The organism is Methylobacterium sp. 142-1Y (assembly GCF_057747795.1).
Genome location: NZ_CM173224.1, coordinates 6,121,796 through 6,142,796, shown reverse-complemented (window position 1 = coordinate 6,142,796; position 21,001 = coordinate 6,121,796). Strand labels below are relative to the sequence as shown.

Here is a 21,001-nt window from a genome sequence, read left to right as displayed (position 1 = left end):
TCTGCGCCGGCCGCTGCCGGGACTCGAGAGTGTCGAATAGTGCACGTCCCCAGCGGAACGGCGTCAGAGCTGTTGCTGCTTCATCAAGGCCTCGCGACCGAGGCGATATGTGAGATCGCTGTAAGACAGGGAATCCGCGATGAAGCGGTCGAACGCGTCGATCCAGAGCGGTGTCAGGACGATGAACTGTCCCTTGTCACCGTGGCGCGCGAGGAAGCCGTGTTGCTCCGCGGCGAGCAGCATGTTCCGGATATGCGAGCGGGACACCCCGAACCGGGGGGCGAGCGCCGCGAGATCGGCCTCCCGCACGGCGCTGTCCGTGGTTTCCCCCCCGAGGCGGCACAGGGTGAACAGGATCGAGAGGGCACTGGTCGCGGCCAGGAAGAAGACGACGGCGAGGTTGCGCCACGCCACCTTGACGGCACCTTCGAGCACGGGAACGGAGGCGCTGCCGTGGGCCCTCTGGAAGGCCGGGCTGCGATCGAGGGCGAGCGCGTATCCGGGCTCCGGAAACAGGATCGACAGCGGCTCGAAATGCGCCGCCATCCACTCGCGGTCCCATCGCAGCAACGCCTCGGTGGGGACGAGCAGGCGGACGCGGCTATCCGCAGGGTGATGGCGAAGCTCCAGGAACTGGGTCTGGACCAGGCGAGCGACGAAGTCGTCGATGAAACGGGGGCTGGCGAAACCGAAATCCGCCACGGTATCCTTGAGCCGCTTCAAGGTCGGCCACGTTTCGCGATCGTCTTCGATGTAGCGCGCATGCAGGCAGACGATGATCGCCAGCGTCGTGACGCGGCCGGCATCGGCGCCGGAATTTCCGGGAAACCCATCCAGTTTGTAGACATCGATGCAGTTATTGATGTAAAGCATGCGACTTTCTTGAAATCGCGGATGCGACAATATTTCTTCCACTGTATGATGGGCGACCATGTCTTGCGAATCCATATCGTGTCCCATCTCAGGCAGGCCAGTCCCCGGGCAGGCGAGCACCAGGTCGATGCACGGGCCTTGCTGTGCTTACGAAAAGTTAAAATGACGCAATCAAATCTGAATGTGCTCAGGCATCCGTGTATCGCCTGATGCATACTGCGTCATCTGTGGTGGGTAAAGGTGCAAGGTTGGACAGGCCGTCGATCCAAGGCGAAGAATTCGACGGATCCGACCTGCAAACAGGATGGCGTCACCCGCAAGGGTATCCGCGAGGAGGTCCACTTCCCGTAGCGATACGATTTCCCTCCGCAACCCGCATGTTCCCTTGCCGATCGGACCCGGACCGAGGCGGCGACGGCGCGACCCGTGCCTCGTGTCGCCGAAATCCTCGCGATGAGCCCGGTGAGGGCCGGTGCGGCCGCCGATCCTCCTCCCGGTGGCGATCGTCTCAAAGACCGTCCCGATCGTCGCAAAATTTGTCACCCGACGCGCTTGTCGCTGCGGAATCGGGTGGATAGAGCAAGACGTAGATGAGTCGTCGCCTCCATGATCCTGAAGGCCGGGTTCCCGAGCAATCGCGTCAGGTCATGAATGTCCGAGGAAGCCTCGTTCTTACGGCCCCAACGATAAGCGGTCACGATGTCGGGTATTCCTGTCGAACACTTCGCGCCGGATTGCGATCCGGCGGCGGCCTGGAAATCATGGGCAGAGCACCTCGCGCCGATCTTCGATGCGCGTCCGGTACCGGACACGCATGCGGGCCCCGAGGTCGGGATGCGAAGCTACAATCTCGGCTCGATCCTCGTCGGAGAGGTGTCGGCGCCCGCCCAGATGCTCGAGCGGAGCGGCCGCACTGCGGCGCACCAGGGCATCGACCATGTCCTGATCCAGTTCTACCGGCGCGGCACCAGCGTGATCCGGACGGACCGGGCGCAAGCCCGGATCGGCCCTTCCGACTTCGTCATCTACGACCTGGCTCAGCCGGTTTCCGTCGAGGCGTCGGCCGTGGACGCCACCAACATCCTCGTTCCCCGGGCTGTTCTCGGCCACCGCAGCGGGCAGATCGACAGCCTGCACGGCAGCGTGTTCAGCACCGCGCGCGATCGGGTGGCGCAGATCTTCGCCTCCTATCTGTGCGAGGTGGTGGCCGGCTGCAACGACCTGACGACCCAGCACGCGGCGGGCATCGCCCAGGCGGCGGCCTCGCTCTGCGCCACCGCGCTCCCGAACCCCTCGGGCGATGCCGCCGTCACGGAGCGCCGCATCAGCCTCGCCGTCAGGACGTTCATCCAGGACAATCTGGGTGCCAAGGATCTGGGCCCGGAGATGATCTGTGCCCAGTTCGGCCTGTCGCGGGCGACGCTGTACCGCCAGTTCGCGGCCGATGACGGCGTCCAGAACTACGTCCGCAATTGCCGCCTGGCTCAGGCGATGCGGCTGCTGACGGCCCCGCCCGATGGCGTGCGACCGCGGATCTCGAGCGTCGCCTATGCGACGGGCTTCTCGGACGAGAGAAGCTTCAGCCGCGCCTTCAAGCGGCGTTTCGGCAGCCTGCCGCGCGACGTGGCCATGCGCCGGGCGGCCGAGCCGCTTCAATCCGGGACCGGCCGGCAGCTCGGTGCGTGGCTTCAGCAGCTGGGTCTCTGACCGCACGCGCCTTGCGACCCCCGGCTGCTCTTCGGCAACCGGATCGTGCAGGACGCCGAACGCTCGCGCTCACGGCAGCGCACGAGCGGGCAGGGGAGCGGAGGCCGGAGCCCGGCCGGGCGCGGCCGGGCCGGGGCGGCGGGCCCGTCGCGCCAGGACGGACAGGCCCTGCTGGAGCGCGATGAAGGCGAACAGCAGCGCGCCGGTGGCGATCTTCGCCCACCAGCTCGACAGCGTGCCGTCGAAGGTGATGTAGGTGCCGATCAAGGCCTGGATCATCACCCCGAGGAAGGTGCCGACCATCAGGCCCTGCCCGCCGGTGAGCAGCGTGCCCCCGATCACCACCGCGGCGATGGTGTCGAGCTCGACCCCGACCGCGGAGAGCGAATTGCCCGACGAGGTGTAGAGCGAGAACACGATCCCGGCGAGCCCCGCCAGCACGCTCGACAGGGTGTAGATCGCCACCGTGTTCGCACCGACGCGCAGGCCCATCAGCCGGGCCGAGACGCGGTTGCCGCCGAGCGCGTAGGCGGCGGTGCCGAAGCGCGTCAGGTGCAGGGCGAGGCCGCCGCCGACGAAGACCGCCAGCATGATCGCCGCCACCACGGTGAGCCGTCCGCCGCCGGGAAGCCGCAGGCTCGCCTCGCTCACCGCCTCGTAGAACGGCGCTGTGATCGGGATCGATTCGGTGGAGAGGAGAAAGCTCGCGCCGCGGGCTAGGAACATGCCGGCGAGCGTGACGATGAAGGGGGGCAGGTCGAGGAAGGCGATGATCCCGCCCATCGCCGCCCCGAACGCGGCCGCGATCAGGAGCGCGAGGGCGAAGGCGGCGAGCGGCGGCAGGCCCCAGCGCTCGATCGCGATGGCCAGGAACACGCCCGTGAAGGCGATCACCGAGCCGATCGACAGGTCGATGCCGCCCGACACGATCACGACGGTCATGCCGACCGCGACGATGCCGAGGAAGGCGCTGTCGGTGAGGAGGTTGCCGACGACCCGGGTCGACAGGAAGGCCGGGAACTGCGCGGCGCAGAGCGCGTAGCCCGCCGCGAAGACCAGCGCCGTGACCAGGACGGGGAGATATCGGTTCACGACGGCCTCCGCCGGACCAGCAGGGACAGGCCGGCGAGCCGGGGCGACTGGACGAGGAGCACCGCGAGCACCACCACCGCCTTGACGAGAAGGTTCAGCTCCGAGGGCAGGCCCGAGAGCAGGATGCCGGTATTCATCGCCTGGATGATGAAGGCGCCGAGCACCGCGAGCGGCACGCTGAAGCGGCCGCCCAGGAGCGAGGTCCCGGCGATCACCACCGCCAGGATCGCGTCGAGTTCGAGCCACAGGCCAGCATTGTTGGCATCCGCCCCGAGGATGTCGGCGGTGGTGACGAGGCCGGCGAGGGCCGCACAGAACCCGCTCCAGACATAGACCGCGAGCGTCGTCGTGCGCGTGCTGACGCCGGCGAGCGCGCTCGCCCGGGCATTGGCGCCGGTCGCCTCGATGAGGAGGCCGAAAGCCGTGCCGCGCACGACGAGGACCGTGACGGCAAGGACGCCCAAGGTGAGGACGATGGGGGCGGGCAGGCCGAAAACCGCGCCGTTGCTGAAGGCGGCGAGCCCGGGTGCGCTGAAGGTGACGATGCGCCCCTCGGTGAGAAGCTGCGCGATGCCGCGTCCCGCCACCATCAGGATCAGCGTCGCGATGATCGGCTGGATGCCGAGCACCGCGACGAGGAAGCCGTTCCAGGCCCCGCACAGGATGCCGGCGCCGAGCGACGCCGCGAGCACGACCGGCAGGGCGTGGCTGTCGGCAAGCGTCGCCGCGACCGCGCCGGTGATCGCCATGACGGCGCCGACCGACAGATCGATGCCGCGGGTCGCGACGACGAGGACCATGCCGATCGACAGGAGCGCCACCGGCGCGCCCCGGTTGAACACGTCGACCAGGCTGCCGAACAGCCGGCCGCCCTGCATCCGCAGGTCGAAGAATTGCGGCGAGACGAGCCAGTCGACCAGCAGGATCGTCGCGAAGGCGAGGATCTGCGGGGCGCCGCGCCGGGGAAGGCGGAGGGCGGGGAGGCGAAGGGACAGGGCTTGCATGGGTCAGGCGGCCTCCGCGGCCTCGTCGCCGGCGATCGCCTTGAGGATGGCGGTGACGTCGACGGCCTCGCCCTCGAGGGTGGCGATCTGGGCCCGGTCGCGCATCACCACGACCCGGTCGGCGTAAGTGACGATCTCCTCCAGCTCCGAGGAGATCACCACGAGGGCGAGCCCCTCGTCGCAGAGCCGCCGGATCAGCCGGATGATCTCCGCATGCGCCCCGACATCGATGCCGCGGGTCGGCTCGTCGAGGATCAGCACCTGCGGCTCGGTGGCGAGCCAGCGGGCGAGCAGCGCCTTCTGCTGGTTGCCGCCCGAGAGCAGCCCGATCGGGCGCTCCGGATCGGGCGGTCGGATGTCCAGCATCGCGATGTAGCGGCGCGCCAGCGCCTCCTGCTCCCGCCGCGGGATCGGGCGGAACGGCCCGCGCCGGGCCTGGAGCGCCAGGATGATGTTGTCGCGAACAGACAACTCGGCGATGATGCCTTCGGTCTTGCGCTCCTCCGGGCAGTAGCCGAAGCGGTGCCGGATGGCGTCGCGCGGCGTGCGCAGCCGGACCTCCGTGCCGTCGATGCGCGCCCGCCCCGTCTGTGCGATCTCGGCGCCGAAGAGGAGGCGGGCGGTCTCGGTGCGGCCGGACCCGAGGAGGCCGGCGAGGCCCACGACCTCGCCGCGCCGGAGCGTCAGGTCGAACGGCGCGACGTATCCAGGTTTTCCGAATTGTTCGAAGTGCGCGACCTCGCTCCCGGCGGCGCCGGATTGGTGCCGGTCCGCAGGCCCCGCCTCGGCGGTGGCCTCGCTGAGCTCGCGCCCGAGCATCGCCTGGATCAGCGTCATGCGCGGGAGGTCCGCGCTTGCCCAGGTGCCGACGAGCCGGCCGTTGCGCAGCACCGTGATGCGGTCGGTCACGGCGTAGACCTGGTCGAGGAAGTGGGTGACGAAGACGATGCCCAGTCCCCGCGCGGCGAGGCGGCGCATCACGCGAAACAGGATCTCGACCTCGTGCGCGTCGAGGCTCGCCGTCGGCTCGTCGAGGATCAGCACCCGGGCCGACAGGTCGACGGCGCGGGCGATGGCGACGAGGTGCTGCACCGCGACGGAATGGTCGCCGAGCGGCGCGCCAGGGTCGACCGCGAGGTCGAACTCGGCGAGGATGGCGGCCGCGCGCCGCCGCATCTCGCCGTGGCGCACGAGGCCGAACCGGGTCGGCTCGCGGCCGAGGAAGAGGTTCTGCGCCACCGAGAGGTTCGGCAGCAGGTTCACCTCCTGGTAGACGGTGGCGATGCCCGCACTTTGTGCCGCCTCGCCGGAGCGCGGCGCGATGGCGGTGCCGTCGAGCGTTACCGTCCCGGCATCGCGCGTCACGATGCCCGTGACCGTCTTGATCAGCGTCGACTTGCCGGCGCCGTTCTCCCCGAGCAGCGCGTGGATCTCGCCGGCCTTCAGCGTGAAGTCCACGCCTTGGAGGGCCGGGAAGCCCGCGAAGCTCTTCGTGAGCCCGCGGATCGCGAGGAGGGGGGCGCCGTCCGTTTGTGCCGAAGACATATACTCGATCCCGACAAGTCTAGCGCAGCTTTTCCCTCTCTCCCGTTCCTCGGGGAAAGGAAAAGGCGCGGATTTCTCCCTCCCCCCTCTGCGGGGGAGGGTGGCGAGCGGAGCGAGCCGGGAGAGGGGACGCCGCTTCAGGATATGGCGGAACCGTCGTGAAAGGCGCTCGCTGGAACAGCGTCGCGCTGCCCCTCTCCCGCCCGGCGCACGAGTGCTTCGCACTCGCAGCCGGGCACCCTCCCCCGCAGAGAGGGGAGGGAGAAACCCGTGCCATCCTTTTCCCTGGACAGCTCTTCCCGAGCAGGACGGCGGATATAAACTTAAATTCTAATCGAACGACTCAGGCGAAACTCGCCTCAATACCCGAGCCCCTTCTTCGAATCGTAGACCTTCTGCGGATCGTCGGCCGCGGTGAAGAGCTTCGATTCGGTCTGGATCCACTTCGGCGGGACGGTGCCTTTGGTCTTGTAGGCGATGACGGCGTCGAAGGCCGGGCCGGCCATGTTCGGGGTCAGCTCGACGGTGGCATTGGCATCGCCCGCCATCATCGCCTTGAAGATGTCCGGGACGCCGTCGATCGAGACGGTGAGGATGTCCTTGCCGGGCTTGAGTCCCGCTTCCTTCATGGCCTGGATCGCGCCGACCATCATGTCGTCGTTGTGGGCGTAGACCGCGCAGATCGATTTAGCCCCGCCCTCGGCCTTGATGAAGCTCTCCATCACCTCCTTGCCCTTGGAGCGGGTGAAGTCGCCGGTCTGGCTGCGTACGACCTTGATGGTGGGTGTTCCGGCGATGGCCTGCTCGAAGCCCTTCTTGCGGTTGGTCGCGACGCTGGCGCCCACCGTGCCCTGCAATTCGACGACGTTGCAGGTTTTCGACCCGACGGTCTTCACCAGCCAGTCGCCCGCGACCTTGCCCTCGTGGACGCTGTCGGAGGTGACGGCGGTGAGATAGAGGTCCTTGCCGGAGGGGTCGATGTCGCGGTCGAGGAGCACGACCGGGATCTTCGCCTCGCGCGCTTCCTTCAGCACCGCGTCCCAGCCCGTCGCCACCACGGGCGCCAGGAAGATCGCGTCGACGCCTTGCGCCACGAAGGACCGGATCGCCTTGATCTGGTTCTCCTGCTTCTGCTGCGCGTCGGCGATCTTCAGGGTGACGCCCCGCTTCTGCGCCTCGGACTTGGTGACCGAGGTCTCGGCGGCGCGCCAGCCGGATTCGGAGCCGATCTGCGAGAACCCCACCGTCAGGCCGGCCGCCGACGCAGTCGAGGCGGCGAAGCCCGTGAGGAGCGTGGCGGCGAGAAGAAGACGATGCATCTTGGGGCGAAGCATCTTGTGGCGAAGCATCTTGGGACGATGCGTGCTGGCACCGGGCATGGGCGGCTCCCTCGATCCTTGTCGTGGCGCATCTGCGTGCGTGATCCGGAGCATGAGACAGGGGAAGCGGGGACGCAATAGTCATATTGTAAGATTTTTCGATTGGGGGACGTACGGGAAGACGAGGGTCGGTCGATGGATTCGCACGTGCCGGTCCGTCGACAGGGCGACGCATGTTGCCCTGCGGAACCGGATCGGGCACGGCCTTCGAGGCGACGCTCAGCGAGGAGGCCTTGCACCCGTGACCCCGGACGAACTCGCCGGCACGCTCGATTTCCTGCAACGGGCCGAAGCACTCAAGAGCACCCTGCGCAACGGCACCACCGCCTCCGGCCGGCAGGAGAGCACGGCCGAGCATACCTGGCGGCTCTGCCTGATGGTGATGGTCCTGACCGACGGCATCGACGGGATCGACGCGCTCAAGCTCCTCAAGATGTCCCTCGTCCACGATCTCGGCGAGGCGGTCGGCGGCGACATCCCGGCGACCGATCCCCGCGCGGCGGACAAGGGGCTCCAGGAGCGCCGGGATCTCCTCGCCCTCACGGCGACGCTGCCATCGGCGCGCCGGGACGAGATCGTGGGATTGTGGGAGGAGTACGAGGCCGGCACCTCGCCGGAGGCGGTCCTGGCCAAGGGCTTCGACAAGCTGGAGACGATCCTCCAGCACAACCAGGGCCGCAACCCGCCGGGCTTCGACTACGCCTTCAACCTCGCCTACGGTGCCAAGCACACCGCCCGCCACCCGCTGACGGCGGCGATCCGCGCCGTGCTCGACGAGGGCACGCGGGCGCGCATGGCGCCGCGCGTGGAGGGGCCGGACCCTGGCGGCTCGACCCTCGACGGCTGACGGTCGCCTTCAGGCGGGCCGGACGGCCATCATTCCGGCCGTGCGCGCCCTGACGTCGGGAGCGGCGAGGCAGGTCGCCGCGGCCTCGTAGCCCCGCCCGCCCGGATGCGGCACGGCGAGCAGGGGCACGTCGTGGTTGGCCGGGCACAGGATGACGACCTCCTGCGGCGCGAGGGCGTCGAGGTCGAGGATGGACGAGGACCGGGTCATCAGCACGAGGGCCCGCTTGTCCGTGCCCCGCAGACGCAGATGCGCCATCAGGGCGACCTGCGTCGCCGCGCTCAAGCCCTCCTCCACCATGTCGATCACGAGCGATGCGGGGGCGTCGGTCTCCAGCGCGACGACGAGCGCGGTCAGTGCCTCCGATCGCTCCGCACCCTCCTCGACCAGCCACGCCAACCGGCGCTCGACCCGCTCCGCCAGGGGCGCGTCCTCCGCCAGGCGTCGTGCGAGGTCGGGATCGCCCAGGCGGTCGAGGCCGAGGAAGGCGGCATCGGGCAGGGCCGCCGCGAGGCCTCGCGCGAAGCGGGTCTTGCCGCTGCCGAGCGGCCCGGTGAGGAAGGAGAGCCGGGGAAGGTCGTGGAGGGCGAACCATTCTCCGTCCCACGGCCAGGGCAGCACGAAGCCGATCGCCAGGGGTGCGCTCTCGACCAGCGCGCGCGTCACCGCAGCGGGCGCCGGAAGGCTGCCGCGGGCAAGATCCGCGCGCAGCGCCCGCACCCGGGCGAGGGCGGCGGCGGTCCGCTGGCCGGCCTCGCTCAGGCGGGCCTCATGCGCCGCGAGGCCCGCATCGAGGTCGCGCGGCTCCCCGTCGAGCACGCGGGCCACTTGAGCGAGGCTCAGGCCGAGACGGCGCAAGCCGACGATCTCGGCGGCCCGCGCCATCGCGGCCGCGTCGTAAGCACGCCATCCGGTGCGGGTGCGGTCGGGCGCGAGCAGGCCGCGCTGCTCGTAGAGGCGCAAGGCCTTGGCGGAGACGCCGAGCGTGGCGCCGGCCTGCGCGGGCGTGAGGCAACGGAACGACGGTTTCTGCGACGGGGTCATGGCTCACCTCGGTGGGTCGAACCTGACTTCCATCGGACCGGCCGCAGGGGCCGGGTCAAGGGCCTTCTCGACCGGCCCTCTCCGCCGTCACGCGGATCGGCGACCCTGCCCGGGCGGCGGCGATCGCCGCGGCGAGGCCGACCGTCGGGCTGGTGAGGGGGCGTCTCATCTGCGGGGAGCAGGGCGGCGGCGCCGGCCATCGAGGCCTGCGCCAGGGCGACCTGCCTCGCACCCGCGTCTCGCGCGGCGTCGGCGGCGCGGGCGACCAGTGCCCGATAGCGGTCGGACTCGCCCGCCTTGAAGGCCTCCCAGGCCTGTGGGACCACCTCCACGCCGATTTGCGCGCCCGTCGCCCGCGCGGCGGCTTCGAAGAGGCGCCGGGTCGGCTCGACCGTGGTCGCGACGGCGCAGAGCACCACCACCTGGCCGCCCGCCTTGACGGCTTCGGCGGCGAGCGCCGCATCGACCCGCAGGACCGGCGCCGCGACGTCGCGAGACGCGGATTCCACGGCCGGGCCCAGGGTCGAGCAGGTCAGCAGGACCGCATCGGCTTGCGCGGACAGGTCGCGCAGAAGCGCGGCGGTCTCGGCGGCGATAGCCGGCGTGAGGCCGCCCTCGCGCTCGGCGGCGGCGAGCAGGTCGGCGCGCACGGTGTGGTACAGGTGGATTCCGGTCAGGCCGGTGGTTTGCAGCGCCGCGTCGAAAACGGCGGCATTGCTGTCGATCGTGTGAAGGCAGGCGATGCGGGGCATGGGAGACGGTCCGGCGGCGACGGGGCCGGTTTACCCGTCGGGACCGGGGCGACAAGGTCAGTCGGGGTGAATCCGATCCGAGCCTGGTGCTCAGAAGCACCCTCGGACGAGCCGGCGCCCGTACGGGTCGTCGACGCCGCGCGGGGGCGGGAAGCCGTAATAGCTCGGCTTGCCGATGCCGAAGGGCGACCCGACGTAAGTGGGATCGCCCGGCGTGTTGGTCGGCACGAAGACCTGGCAACCGGGATCGCCCCGCGTCGGGGCTGAGGCGTCGCTGTCGCCGCGGGGGAAGTAGCGCGGCGGCGGGACGGGACCCGGTGCGGCCCGCGGCACCGGCCAATAGCCGGGCTCGGGCATGTCGGCCGCTCCCGCCGGCCCCGCGAGGCCGAGGGCGACCGCGCCCGCAACCAGCCCCACGCCGTACCGCATCCGTCCGCCCCCTCGTCCGTTCTCCTCTTCAGCCTTGGCGGATCATGGTTAAGGCAGCGTTTCCGTCAGGTGACGGCCTCGGTCCGGGCCTGGAGCACGCGCACGAGGTCGTCGGGCCTCACCCGCACCTGCAGCCCGCGCTGGCCGCCATTGACGAAGATTTCGGAGAAGCCGAGGGCCGCCGCATCGACCAGGATCGGGACCGATCGCTTCTGGCCGAGCGGGCTGATGCCGCCGACATGATAGCCGGTCAGCCGCTCCGCCTCGGCCGGGCGCATCATCGCGGCGGATTTTCCCGCGAAGGCGGCGGCGAGCTTCTTCAGCGACACCTCCCGGTCGGAGGGCACCAGCACGCAGACCGGCTTGCCGTCGATCGCCGCCATCAGGGTCTTGAACACCTCGCCCGGGGCAACGCCCATCGCCTCCGCCGCCTGGAGGCCGATGCGGGTCGCCTCCGGGTCGTAGTCGTAGGTGTGGACGGTGTGGGGGATGCCGGCGCGGGCAAGAGCCTGGGTGGCGCGGGTGGTCTTCGACATCGATGGGCGTCTTCGAGCGGGGTCAGGCGCCCGGGAAGCTCCGGGCGATCAGCCGGCCCACCTCGGCGTGCACGGCGTCACGCGCGGCGGGCTCGGCCGGCGATCCGGTGAGATACACCGCCGCCAGGATCGGCGCACCGTCCGGCCGGTGGATCAGCGCCACCACGTTGGCGGTGCCGTTCTCGCCGGTGCCGGTCTTGTCGGCCGTGCGCCACCCGTCCGGCAGGCCGGCGCGGACCCGCTTTAGGCCGGTCGGGCTCTCCTGCATCCAGCCGGTGAGCCGGGCGCGCGATTCCGCCGACAGGGCGTGGCCGAGGAGGACGTTGTCGAGGAGGCCGACCATCGCCGCCGGGCTCGTCGTGTCCCGCGGGTCGCCGGGAATCGCGGTGTTGAGGGTCGGCTCGGTGCGGTCGAGCCGGGTGACGGTGTCGCCATGGGCGCGGGCGAAGGCGGTGATGCCCGAAGGACCGCCCAGCGTGTCGAGCATCAGGTTGGCGGCGGTGTTGTCGCTCCACACCACGGCGGCGGCGCAGAGTTCGGCCAGCGTCATGCCGGTCTCGACGTGTTTCGACGTCACCGGGGCGTAGCTGAGGAGCGCTTCGCGGCCGTAGGCGATGCGCCGGTTCAGGTCGTCCTGGCCCTTGTCGGCCCGGGCCAGCACCGCGGCGGCGGCGATCGCCTTGAAGGTGCTGCACATCGGGAAGCGCTCGTCGGCCCGGTGGCCGAAGCGGCGGCCGGTGGCGGTGTCGCGGACCTCGACCCCGAGCATCCCGCCGTCGCGCCGCTCCAGCTGCGCGAGCTTGGCCGCCGCGTCCTCCGCGGCCTGCGCGCTCCGGGCGGTGCAGGCGGCGAGCGCCGCGCCGATCAGGGCGGCGCGACGGGTGAGGCCGGGCTGAAGAAGGGCGGGGTCGGACATGAGCAGGCTCCCTGCGCGGTTCGTCAGGGAGGTTCCTGTGAGACCTGACCTTGGCGATAACACGCTGGGGTCGTGGCCGGATCGGGGCGCCCGCCCCCTCGTTTCACGGGAAACATCCTTAACGGATGTCTCCCGGTGCCGGGGACGGACGCCGCCGGCCTCAATGCGAGCGCGGCGAGTGCCCCTTGCGATCGGGATCGTGCGTGTGGTGCCGGTCGTGCTCGCCGCCGCCGCCCGAGACGTGGGAGCGGCTGTCGCCGGTGGCGGCGCCCGGGTTCGGACCGCCCTTCGCCGTGGGGTCTGGCCGGTCGGGAGCCTGGTGGCTGCTGCCGGGGCCGCCATGATGGCGGTTGGCGGCGTCGGTCTTGTGCGAGGTGCTCATGCGCTCACCGATCCTGCTGATGGCCCTGGTGGGTGGTGTTCACCTTCGCGTTGCCGGCCTGGCCGATCTTGTCCGGATCCTTGGCCTGGCCCGCATCCTTCGTCCCGGTCGCGGTCGGGGCGCGCTCGGCGCTGCCGGGGCCCTTGTCCGAGCGGTTGGCCGGCGGCACGGGGGGCGGTGACGCGGTCATGGCGATCTCCCTCTGATCCGGCGGCGAAGGGTTCGAGGCCCCCGCCGAAGAGGGCGATCAACGCCCGCTGCCTGCCGGCGTTCCGCCTCGGACCGGCCCGCTCGGATACTTTGTCATAGTATGAGTATTCAAGGCGAACCGGCGATGGCGGAGGGCGTTGGCCCGGACACCACGACACCCACGCAGACCCCCCGACAGGAAGGATTCCCCGATGGCCGAGGACGTCCAATCGCTCTACGTGACCGCGCTGAAGAACACCCACGCGCTCGAATTGCAGGCGCTCCAGATCATGGAGCGCCAGGTCGAGCGGCTGAAGCGCTATCCCGACATGGAAGCGGCTCTACGCCGCCACATCACCGAGACGCACGGCCAGCGCGACCGGCTCGACGAAGCGCTGGCGGCGATGTCCGAGAGCCCCTCGGCCTTGAAGGAAGGCGTGCTCGGCTTCATGGGCAACATGGCGGCGCTCGCCCACACCCCGGCCCAGGACGAGATCCTGAAGAACGCCTTCGCCAACCGCGCCTTCGAGAATTACGAGGCGGCGGCCTACGACGCACTGATCACGCTGGCGGAAGCCGCCGGCGAGAGCGCCCGGCTGCCGGCCTTCGAGATGTCGCTGCGGGAAGAGCTGGCGATGGCCCAAAAGATGGCCGACCTCGTGCGGCCTACGACGCGGCGCTACCTCGAATTGACGATCAGCGGCAGCAAGGCGGATCGCTGAGGATCAAAGTCTGTTGATTGGTAAAAATAAGCAGATTCGTATCCTCTTTCCCATCCACGACCTCATCCTGAGGTGCCGCGTAGCGGCCTCGAAGGAGGGCTCCAGGGATCTCAGAGCTTTCTGAAGCCCTCCTTCTAGGTCAGTCGATTTTCAATCGACTGACACCTCAGGATGAGGTCGTGGGCGGGAATCGAGCGACCGATCACATCGAAACATGCTTTTAGAGCCGGAACAGCCCGCCCCGGCCGGTGATCCGGCCGGGATCGGCGCCTGCCGCCCGCAAGGACGCCCACAGGGTGACGGCGATCGAATCGAAGACCGGGATGCCGAGCTCGGCTTCCAGGGTTTCGACCATCGCCGCCCCCGCCATGTTGGTGCAGACGATCGCCACGGCTTGCGCGCCCTCCGCCGCCACCGCCCGGGCCATCGCGGCCACCTCCGAGTCCGGCACCTCCGCGAAGGAGAAGTTGTCGGACAGGCCGCAATGCCGCTCGGCCGAGCAGTCGAACCCGGCCGCGCCCCAATTCGCCTGGATCCTCGCCTGCACGTCGCCGGTATAGGGCGTGACGAGCCCGACCCGCCGGATACGCGCGCGGGTGAAGGCCTCGCGAAAGCCGAGCACCGCCGTCGCCGCCGGGATGCCGGTGGCCTCGGTGATCCGGGCGCACAGGGCCTCGTCGCGGGCAAAGCCCAGCCAGGCCGCCGAGGTGCCGTTCCAGGCGATCGCGTCGACCTTGGCGTCGGCGAGGAGGGAGGCCGCGTTCAGGATCGGCGCCTCGTCGAACTGCCCGAGCCCGGCCGCCGACAGGGTGATCTCGGTGACGCGAAAGCGCGCGAAATGCGCCGTGACGTCGGGCGTGTCGTGCAGCAGGTCCGCGGTCGCCGGTTCGAGCCGGGTGTTCGAGGACGGGGTCAGCATCCCGAGCCGGATCATGCCGCGGCCTTCCGGCTCGATTCCTCGCGGATCATCGCGAGCACCCGCCGCTTCATGTCGTTGAATTCCGGGCTCGTCACGTCCCGCGGCCGGGGTAGATCGAAGGGGATGAACTCGCGGATGCGGCCGGGGCGCCGGCTCATCACGGCGATGCGGTTACCGAGCACCAGGGCCTCGTCGACCGAGTGGGTGACGAAGACCACCGTGGCACCGACCCGCTGCCAGATCGTGACCAGTTCCTCCTGCATCTCGATCTTGGTCTGGGCATCGAGGGCCGCGAAAGGCTCGTCCATCAGGATCACCGCCGGGTTCATCAGGAGCGCCCGGGCGATGCCGACCCGCTGGCTCATGCCTCCCGACAGCTCCGCCGGATAATGCCGCTCGAAGCCGGTGAGCCCGACGAGGTCGATATAGGTCTTGGCCCGCGCGTGCCGCTCAGGTTTCGCCACGCCCTTCAGCTTGAGGTGGAAGGCGACGTTGTCGATCACCGTGAGCCAGGGCATCAGCGTCGGCTGCTGGAACACCACGCCGCGATCGGCGCCCGGCCGCTCGACCCGCCGTCCCGCGACGCGAACCTCGCCGGAGGTGGGCGCCTCGAAGCCCGCGATCATGTTGAGCAGGGTGGACTTGCCGCAGCCCGACGGCCCGAGCAGGCAGACGAACTCGCCCGCCTCGATCGTGGCCCGGGTGCGGTCCACCGCCACGAGGTCGCGCCCGTCGCGGTCGCGAAACACTTTCTGAACGTCGGCGAGGTCGATCGCACTCATGGAGATCTCCGTGAGGAAGGGGAGGGGCGGCTCACCGCCCCTGCACCGTCGTGCCCTTCTGCCAGTGCAGCACCGAGGCCATCAGCGCCTTGAGGCCGAGATCGGACAGGTAGCCGAGCAGCCCGATCGAGATCATCGCGGCGAGCACGATGTCGTAGCGCAGGAAGTAGTAGGAATCCCACAGGACGTAGCCGAGCCCGCTCTTCACCGCGACCATCTCGGCGGTCACCGTCAGCATCCAGGCCGAGCCGATGGCGATGCGCAATCCGGAGAAAATCGACGGCAGGGCGGCCGGCAGGACGATGTCGGTGAGGAGCTGGCGCTCGGAGGCGCCCATCATGGCGCCGGCCCGGATCAGGTTGCGGTCGACCCCGCGCACGCCGTGGATGGTGTTCATCAGGACGGGAAAGAACGCACCGAGGAAGACCAGGAAGATCGCCGGCTTGTCGGCGATGCCGAACCAGATGATGGCGAGCGGGATCCACGAGACCGGCGGGATCGGCCGCAGCATCTGCAGGGTCGGCTCGACGGTGCGCTCGACGAGCCGCCACCAGCCGATCGCGACGCCGATCAGAATCGCCGACAAAGCCGCGATGGCGTAGCCGGCCGCGACCCGGGTGAGGCTCGCCAGCGCATCCGGCACCCAATGGCCGGAATAGGTCTGGGTGCTCTCGTCGAGGCCGAAGAGCCAGTCGCCCAGCGCGTGCAGAACGGCGGTGGGCGCCGGCAGGAGCGCCGCCGGGAGTGCGCCGGAGCGGGCGAACGCCTCCCAGCCGGCGACGAGGAGGAGCGGCAGGGCCGCCCGCTCGAAAAAGGCGACGAGGCGCCGGGGCAGCCGGCGGGCGGGGGCCGGGGCCGCGGGGGTGAGCGGCGCGGTCTCAGTAGCCGAGGCCATCGCGGGTCTTCTTGGTGGCGGCCTCCAGGAACGAGAAGTCCATGTGCGTCTCGACATCCGCCGAGACGTCGCGGCTGATGTATTTCAGGTCCCGCATCATCGCGGCGATCGCCTGGGTCTTGGCGCGGTGCATGCGGTAATCCGGCTCGGCGTTCTGGATCGCCGCGGCGGCGACCTCCTTCGACAGGCCGGTCTTCTGGTTGATCACGTCGATCCAGACGCCCTTGTCGGCCTTGAGCGTCTCGACCAGGGCCACGTCGGCATCGACCACCGCCTGCACGCCGGCGCGGTTCTTGGCGATCACGTCGGAGCGGGTGACGATCAGGTTGGTCAGGTTGCCGGCCGCCTGGTCGTAGGGCAGCACGAAATGCGTGGCGGCCCCCGCCATGCGGATCTGCGAGGCGAAGGGCTCGACAGAGCAGACCATGTCGATCTCGCCCCGCTGCATCGCCGCGAGGTGGTCGGACGGGTTCGGGATGTTGACGAACTGCACGTCCTTGTTCGGGTTGATGCCCTGCTTGAGGAAGGCGCCGCGCATGTGGATGTCCTGCGCGTTGCCGCGGGAGGCCGCCACCTTGAGCGGGGTGCCCGCCACCTTCGCCTTCTCCACCGCCGCCTTGAACCCGGCCCAGTCGTCGGCCTTCAGGTTCAGCGCCTTGGCGGAAAGGCATTCCGAGCCGCCATTCACCTCGCCGGCCACCGCCACGATGTCGAAGCCTTTGTCGAGAGCGGTGACGTAGTGGAGATAGGTGACCTGCGCCACGTCGAGGCTTTTCGCGATCAAGGCCGTCAGCACGTCGTTGCCGGAATTGAAGCCGGTGGCGTCGATCGTCGCGCCTTTGGCGAACCCCGGCAGCAGGGCGACCGGCAGGCAATGGGCGCATTTGGCGTAACCCACCTTCACCGGCGCGTCCTGGGCGGAGGCCGGCGAGAGGGGCCCGGGCGAGAAGGACCAGATGGCGGCGGCCAGCAGGGGGCCGAGATGGCGGCGCATGGTCGATGACCTCGCTAGAGGGGCGCCGGACTCGGTCCGGGCGCTGCGGCGGCGTCTTGTGAGCGGGCGACGGGCAACCGCCGCAGAGCCAGGGTGTGACGGGCTCGGGCGCGGTGCAATTCATTTTTCGTGCTCTGCATGCAATTAATGCCAAATGCCGAGGCAGGCAGCAGAAATGCCTGGAATTGATGCGCCCGCTGCCGGTCGGAGCGGCTATGGTCCACGCCGGACGACAATGGAGAGGACAGGCATGGACCCGGTCCGGCGCCCCCGCGGGCGCCCGCGAAAACCCGTGCTGCTGGAGCCCGCCGCCCTCGGGCCGCGCCGCGGCCTGCACGACCAGGCGGTGGAGCGCCTGCGCGGGCTGATCGTTGCGGGCACGCTGCCGGCCGGCAGCGCGCTGGTCGAGACCGAGCTGTCGGCGGCTTTGGGCATTTCGCGCACGCCTTTGCGCGAGGCGCTGAAGCTGCTCGCCGTCGAAGGGCTGGTGGAGCTGCGCCCCAACCGCTCACCCCGGGTGGCGGAACTGCGCGCGGAGGCCGTGACCGAGCTGTTCGAGGCCATCGCCGCCATCGAGCGGGCGGCGGCGGAACTGGCGGCGCTGCGCATCACGCCCGCCGATCTGGAGCGGCTGCGCCGGCTGCAATCCGAGATGGAGGCGCATCACGCCGCCGGGGCGCTCGCTCCCTATTTCGCCCTCAACCAGCGGATCCACGCCCTGATCGTGGCTTGCGCCCGCAACGGTCCCTTGCGGGAGGCGCACGAGGTCCTGCATGCGAGGGCCGAGATCGCCCGCCGCCGCGCCCTCGACAGCCGGGCGCGCTGGGACGAATCGGTCGCGGAGCACCGGGCGATCCTGGCCGCCCTCGCGGCCGGCGACGCCGCGGGCGCGGGCCGGCTGCTCGCCGACCATGTCGGCCATACCGGCACGGCCCTGCTCGCCGGCCTCGCCCGGTCCGATGCCGCCTGATCCTTGTCTGCCCGATCCTTGGCGGCCTGATCCTTGGCGGCCTGATCTTTGAGAGAATCCCGATGCGCCTGCTGCTCCTCAACCCCAATACCAGCCGCGACGTGACCGAGCTGATGCGCGCCACCGGCACTGCCGCCGCCGCTCCCGGCACCGAGATCCTCACCGCGACGGCGCCCCGGGGCGTGCCCTACATCGCGACCCGGGCCGAGGCGCAGATCGGCGGCGCCATCGCCCTCGAGATGCTGGCCGAGGCGCCGCCGGTCGATGCCGCGATCATCGCGGCCTTCGGCGATCCGGGCCTGTTCGGTGCCCGCGAATTGTTCGATTTTCCCGTGATCGGCCTCGCCGAGGCGGCGATGCTGTCGGCCTGCCTGCTCGGCCGCCGCTTCGGCCTCGTCACCTTCGCCCGGGCCCTGGTGCCCTGGTACGAGGAAACCGTCGCCGCCCACGGCTTGAGCCGGCGCTGCGCCGGGGTACGGGCGCTGGAGGGGCGCTTTTCCACGCTCTCCGGCCTCCAGGAGGAGAAGGAGGCGCAACTGATCGATCTCGCCCACGCGGCGGTCGAGGAGGACGGCGCCGACGTTCTGATCTTCGCCGGCGCGCCCCTGTCGGGCCTCGGCGCCCGGGTGCGCGACCGTCTGCCGGTGCCGGTGGTCGATCAGGTGGTGGCAGCGGTCAAGCTCGCCGAGGCCGTGGTGGCGCAGGCGCCCCGCAAGGCCACGGCCGGCACCTTCCGCCGGCCGGACGCGAAGCCGAGCACCGGGTTGGCGCCGGCTCTGGCGGCGCGGATCGGGCATGGCTGACGAGAGGGGTGGATGCGTGCCCCGATCACGCGTCCCACGGCCGGACAAGGCGCAGGATCCCCTCTCGGGCGATCCCGGGCTTGCCCGGGACCGCCGCGACGCAGGGTGAGGGGAATGGTCGAGGCGAAGGGCGATCTCAGCCGCCGCTGCCCGCCTCGTCCTGGCAGCGGATCAGCTTGGTCGCCCCCGCCGCCCGGTCGGGCTCGGCGAGGCGGAACTCGCCGGTCTCCGGGTCGCGGATGCGCAACTGCCCGGTGGCGATGCCGAAATGCGCGCCGTGGAGCTGGAGCTTGCCCCGCTCGACCAGAATCTTCACGCAAGGGAAGGTCATCAGGTTGCGCAGGCTGTTCGTCACCGTGGCGAATTCGAGCTGCTCGAGGTAGTCGGGCCCCCGCGGCTCGTCGCCGAGCGCTTCCGCCGCCGGGCGGATCAGCGAGACCCAGCGGCCGATGAAGTCGCCGGGCGAGAGCGGCGCGGCGTCGTCCGCGTAGGCGCGCACGCCGCCGCAGCGGGCATGCCCCAGCACCACGATGTGCTTCACCTTGAGCGCCTGCACGGCGAATTCGAGCGCCGCCGAGGTGCCGTGATACTCGCCGCCGGTCTCGTAGGGCGGGACCAGGTTGGCGACGTTGCGCACCACGAACAACTCGCCCGGCCGCGCGTCGAAGATCACCTCCGGCGAGACCCGGCTGTCGCAGCAGCTGATGATCAAAATCTCGGGGCTCTGCCCCTCGGCGAGGCTGGCATAGCGGTCCTGCTCGCGCACGAACCGGTCGTCGAGGAAGGCGCGGTAGCCCTCCGTGAGCGATTGCGGGAAGGGGGTCGCGTCGGCCATGGTTTCGCGCTCCTCAGGAAGATTCCGAGACAGGATTACGCTGCGCCCGGGCCCCAGGACAACGTCACGACCTCCGGGATCGTCTCGCCGGCCACGAGCCTTTTGGCCAGGGCGGCGAGCCCTTGCGGCTCGACGCGCTCGACGGTTGCGGCGAGCTCGTCGAGCGGCCACCAGCGGGTGCCGTAAACGGGATTGTCCTCGGTCTCGGCGAGCCGGCTGGTATCGACCTTATCGTCGGGCAGCCGCACGACGAAGTAGCGCTCGCGGGCGAAGCGCGACTTGTTGAACAGCGTGAACGGCCCGTCGCAGCGCGCGACCTGAGGGCCGAGGGGGACGTCCTTCACGCCGATTTCCTCTTCCAGTTCGCGCCGGCAGGCTTCTTCCGGCGTCTCGCCGGGCTCCATCCCGCCGCCGGGCATGAACCAGAAGGTCCGGTCCCCCGGCCGGCCCGGGTCGACGTCGCGCGAGGCCTCGTAGGCGATCAAGAGGAGGCGGCCGGCCGGGTCGAGCACCAGGGCGCGGGCGATGTCGCGGGTGGGCAGATCGGTCATGGGATCGGTCATCCGTGGGCCTCGCCGAGGGGAAGCGTCCAGATCGCGGCCGGCAGGCCGTGGGCGTCGCGCTCCGGCGGATCGGGATAGGGCACGCCGCGCCCCTTGGCGATGGCCCGCGCCACGGCCAAGGCCGCCAGGGCGTCGAGGAGGTCGTCGGGCTTGGCGCCGCGCGGCGGAACGAGGTCGGCGGGCAGGCCTGCTCGGATGAGGAGGCCGCGCCGCAGGGCCGCGCCCGCGGGCTTGCGCTTCGGCTCGGGCAGGGGCGTGCCGCCGTTGAGGCTCTGGAAGGCAAGTTCCGGATGCACCTCGTAGACCCGCGCCTGAAGCTCGGGCCGGGCGCGCAGGAGGGCGTCCGCCTCGCGGATGCGCGGGAAGATGGCGTTGGCGGGCGGGGAGGGGGCGAAGGGCTGGGTCTCGGGCCGGCGCGACAGGGCGATGGCCGCGGTATAGTCCGGCGCGTAGACGACGCTGCGCGCCGAGGTCGGGAAGACCGAGGCGCGCCGCGGCCCCAGCAGCGCCCGCACCAGCACCTCGGCCGTGCGGCCGCCGGGGCCGACGCGATCGGGCAGGCCTACGGGGATGTCGACCGCCACGATCATCGGAGCTTCCGGGGCGTCGCAGATCGCCTCGAGGCTCGGCAGGACCCGGATGCGGATTTGTTCGGACCCGCCGTCGCTCGGCCCCAAGACCGCGACCCAGCCGCCCGGGCACCCGTCCACCCCTGCGACCCATGGCATGCGCCGATTCCCCTGCTCGGGGCGGAATCTAGGGCGGGGAGGGCGGTTGTCGCGAAGCGCGTCTTTGCCGGGATCGTTCTTCCAACCCGCGACCT

General features: G+C 70.3%; 24 protein-coding genes. 5 read left to right on the top strand and 19 right to left on the bottom strand.

Annotated elements, in window-relative coordinates; translation table 11 throughout:
- Window positions 1-63: 63 nt before the first annotated feature.
- Window positions 64-873 (bottom strand): hypothetical protein, encoded by an 810-nt coding sequence (locus AC3AOF_RS28155; RefSeq protein WP_488347126.1) that lies wholly within the window; start codon window positions 871-873, stop codon window positions 64-66.
- Window positions 874-1,707: 834 nt separating this feature from the next.
- Here AC3AOF_RS28155 and AC3AOF_RS28150 point away from each other — a divergent pair.
- On the top strand, window positions 1,708-2,580 hold the full coding sequence (locus AC3AOF_RS28150; RefSeq protein ID WP_488347125.1) for a helix-turn-helix domain-containing protein: 873 nt from the start codon (window positions 1,708-1,710) through the stop codon (window positions 2,578-2,580).
- A gap of 69 nt (window positions 2,581-2,649) precedes the next feature.
- Here the strand turns inward: AC3AOF_RS28150 and yjfF are convergent, their stop codons facing one another.
- The 4 genes from yjfF to ytfQ form a co-directional block, all read right to left on the bottom strand.
- Complete coding sequence (gene yjfF, locus AC3AOF_RS28145; protein WP_236987762.1) at window positions 2,650-3,672, bottom strand: galactofuranose ABC transporter, permease protein YjfF; 1,023 nt, start codon at window positions 3,670-3,672, stop codon at window positions 2,650-2,652.
- Window positions 3,669-4,676, bottom strand: coding sequence for an ABC transporter permease (locus tag AC3AOF_RS28140; RefSeq protein ID WP_488347124.1), 1,008 nt, complete (start codon window positions 4,674-4,676; stop codon window positions 3,669-3,671). The genes yjfF and AC3AOF_RS28140 overlap by 4 nt, the downstream gene beginning before the upstream one ends.
- Window positions 4,677-4,679: 3 nt before the next feature.
- On the bottom strand, window positions 4,680-6,221 hold the full coding sequence (locus AC3AOF_RS28135) for a sugar ABC transporter ATP-binding protein (protein ID WP_236987764.1): 1,542 nt from the start codon (window positions 6,219-6,221) through the stop codon (window positions 4,680-4,682).
- A 359-nt stretch (window positions 6,222-6,580) separates the two neighbouring features.
- Window positions 6,581-7,540: a galactofuranose ABC transporter, galactofuranose-binding protein YtfQ gene (gene ytfQ / locus AC3AOF_RS28130; protein WP_488347123.1), complete on the bottom strand. Its 960-nt coding sequence runs from the start codon at window positions 7,538-7,540 to the stop codon at window positions 6,581-6,583.
- Between the two features lie 301 nt (window positions 7,541-7,841).
- On the opposite strand from ytfQ, the gene AC3AOF_RS28125 reads away from it, so the two are divergent.
- Complete coding sequence (locus tag AC3AOF_RS28125) at window positions 7,842-8,447, top strand: HD domain-containing protein (RefSeq protein WP_488347122.1); 606 nt, start codon at window positions 7,842-7,844, stop codon at window positions 8,445-8,447.
- Between the two features lie 9 nt (window positions 8,448-8,456).
- Here the strand turns inward: AC3AOF_RS28125 and AC3AOF_RS28120 are convergent, their stop codons facing one another.
- The 7 genes from AC3AOF_RS28120 to AC3AOF_RS28090 all read right to left on the bottom strand — a co-directional run bounded on the left by AC3AOF_RS28120 (window position 8,457) and on the right by AC3AOF_RS28090 (window position 12,696).
- Window positions 8,457-9,491: a MerR family transcriptional regulator gene (locus AC3AOF_RS28120; protein WP_488347121.1), complete on the bottom strand. Its 1,035-nt coding sequence runs from the start codon at window positions 9,489-9,491 to the stop codon at window positions 8,457-8,459.
- Entirely contained in the window at window positions 9,488-10,243 is a 756-nt protein-coding gene (locus AC3AOF_RS28115) for an aspartate/glutamate racemase family protein (protein ID WP_236987768.1), read from the bottom strand. Before AC3AOF_RS28115 ends, AC3AOF_RS28120 begins: the two co-directional genes overlap by 4 nt.
- 90 nt (window positions 10,244-10,333) lie before the next feature.
- Window positions 10,334-10,672, bottom strand: a complete 339-nt coding sequence (locus AC3AOF_RS28110) for a hypothetical protein (protein ID WP_236987769.1) — start codon at window positions 10,670-10,672, stop codon at window positions 10,334-10,336.
- Window positions 10,673-10,737: 65 nt separating this feature from the next.
- Window positions 10,738-11,208 carry a Cys-tRNA(Pro) deacylase gene (gene ybaK / locus AC3AOF_RS28105; RefSeq protein ID WP_236987770.1) on the bottom strand — a complete coding sequence of 157 codons (471 nt, stop codon included), beginning with the start codon at window positions 11,206-11,208 and terminating at the stop codon, window positions 10,738-10,740.
- 22 nt (window positions 11,209-11,230) lie between these two features.
- On the bottom strand, window positions 11,231-12,124 hold the full coding sequence (bla, locus tag AC3AOF_RS28100) for a class A beta-lactamase (protein WP_236987772.1): 894 nt from the start codon (window positions 12,122-12,124) through the stop codon (window positions 11,231-11,233).
- A gap of 160 nt (window positions 12,125-12,284) precedes the next feature.
- On the bottom strand, window positions 12,285-12,506 hold the full coding sequence (locus AC3AOF_RS28095; protein ID WP_236987773.1) for a hypothetical protein: 222 nt from the start codon (window positions 12,504-12,506) through the stop codon (window positions 12,285-12,287).
- 4 nt (window positions 12,507-12,510) lie between these two features.
- Window positions 12,511-12,696, bottom strand: coding sequence for a hypothetical protein (locus AC3AOF_RS28090; protein WP_236987774.1), 186 nt, complete (start codon window positions 12,694-12,696; stop codon window positions 12,511-12,513).
- 211 nt (window positions 12,697-12,907) lie between these two features.
- Here AC3AOF_RS28090 and AC3AOF_RS28085 point away from each other — a divergent pair, with 211 nt between their 5' ends.
- Window positions 12,908-13,417 carry a ferritin-like domain-containing protein gene (locus tag AC3AOF_RS28085; protein ID WP_488347120.1) on the top strand — a complete coding sequence of 170 codons (510 nt, stop codon included), beginning with the start codon at window positions 12,908-12,910 and terminating at the stop codon, window positions 13,415-13,417.
- 220 nt (window positions 13,418-13,637) lie between these two features.
- Here the strand turns inward: AC3AOF_RS28085 and AC3AOF_RS28080 are convergent, their stop codons facing one another.
- Genes AC3AOF_RS28080 through AC3AOF_RS28065 form a run of 4 tightly spaced genes read right to left on the bottom strand, consistent with a single transcriptional unit; the run spans window position 13,638 to window position 17,007 of the window.
- Complete coding sequence (locus AC3AOF_RS28080) at window positions 13,638-14,351, bottom strand: maleate cis-trans isomerase family protein (RefSeq protein WP_488347119.1); 714 nt, start codon at window positions 14,349-14,351, stop codon at window positions 13,638-13,640.
- Entirely contained in the window at window positions 14,348-15,118 is a 771-nt protein-coding gene (locus AC3AOF_RS28075) for an ABC transporter ATP-binding protein (protein WP_236987778.1), read from the bottom strand. The genes AC3AOF_RS28080 and AC3AOF_RS28075 overlap by 4 nt, the downstream gene beginning before the upstream one ends.
- Window positions 15,119-15,149: 31 nt before the next feature.
- Window positions 15,150-16,013 (bottom strand): ABC transporter permease, encoded by an 864-nt coding sequence (locus tag AC3AOF_RS28070; RefSeq protein WP_488347118.1) that lies wholly within the window; start codon window positions 16,011-16,013, stop codon window positions 15,150-15,152.
- Entirely contained in the window at window positions 15,997-17,007 is a 1,011-nt protein-coding gene (locus AC3AOF_RS28065) for an ABC transporter substrate-binding protein (protein WP_236987780.1), read from the bottom strand. The genes AC3AOF_RS28070 and AC3AOF_RS28065 overlap by 17 nt, the downstream gene beginning before the upstream one ends.
- A gap of 250 nt (window positions 17,008-17,257) precedes the next feature.
- Between AC3AOF_RS28065 and AC3AOF_RS28060 the strand changes: the two genes are divergently transcribed.
- Both AC3AOF_RS28060 and AC3AOF_RS28055 read left to right on the top strand, forming a co-directional pair.
- Entirely contained in the window at window positions 17,258-17,977 is a 720-nt protein-coding gene (locus AC3AOF_RS28060; RefSeq protein ID WP_236987781.1) for a GntR family transcriptional regulator, read from the top strand.
- Window positions 17,978-18,039: 62 nt separating this feature from the next.
- Complete coding sequence (locus AC3AOF_RS28055; RefSeq protein WP_236987782.1) at window positions 18,040-18,780, top strand: aspartate/glutamate racemase family protein; 741 nt, start codon at window positions 18,040-18,042, stop codon at window positions 18,778-18,780.
- Between the two features lie 136 nt (window positions 18,781-18,916).
- Here AC3AOF_RS28055 and AC3AOF_RS28050 read toward each other — a convergent pair whose 3' ends face one another.
- Genes AC3AOF_RS28050 through AC3AOF_RS28040 form a run of 3 tightly spaced genes read right to left on the bottom strand, consistent with a single transcriptional unit; the run spans window position 18,917 to window position 20,906 of the window.
- Entirely contained in the window at window positions 18,917-19,615 is a 699-nt protein-coding gene (locus AC3AOF_RS28050) for a carbonic anhydrase (RefSeq protein ID WP_488347117.1), read from the bottom strand.
- A gap of 35 nt (window positions 19,616-19,650) precedes the next feature.
- On the bottom strand, window positions 19,651-20,178 hold the full coding sequence (locus AC3AOF_RS28045; RefSeq protein ID WP_442919214.1) for an NUDIX hydrolase: 528 nt from the start codon (window positions 20,176-20,178) through the stop codon (window positions 19,651-19,653).
- On the bottom strand, window positions 20,175-20,906 hold the full coding sequence (locus AC3AOF_RS28040; protein WP_236987785.1) for a DUF429 domain-containing protein: 732 nt from the start codon (window positions 20,904-20,906) through the stop codon (window positions 20,175-20,177). The genes AC3AOF_RS28045 and AC3AOF_RS28040 overlap by 4 nt, the downstream gene beginning before the upstream one ends.
- Between the last annotated feature and the right edge of the window lie 95 nt (window positions 20,907-21,001).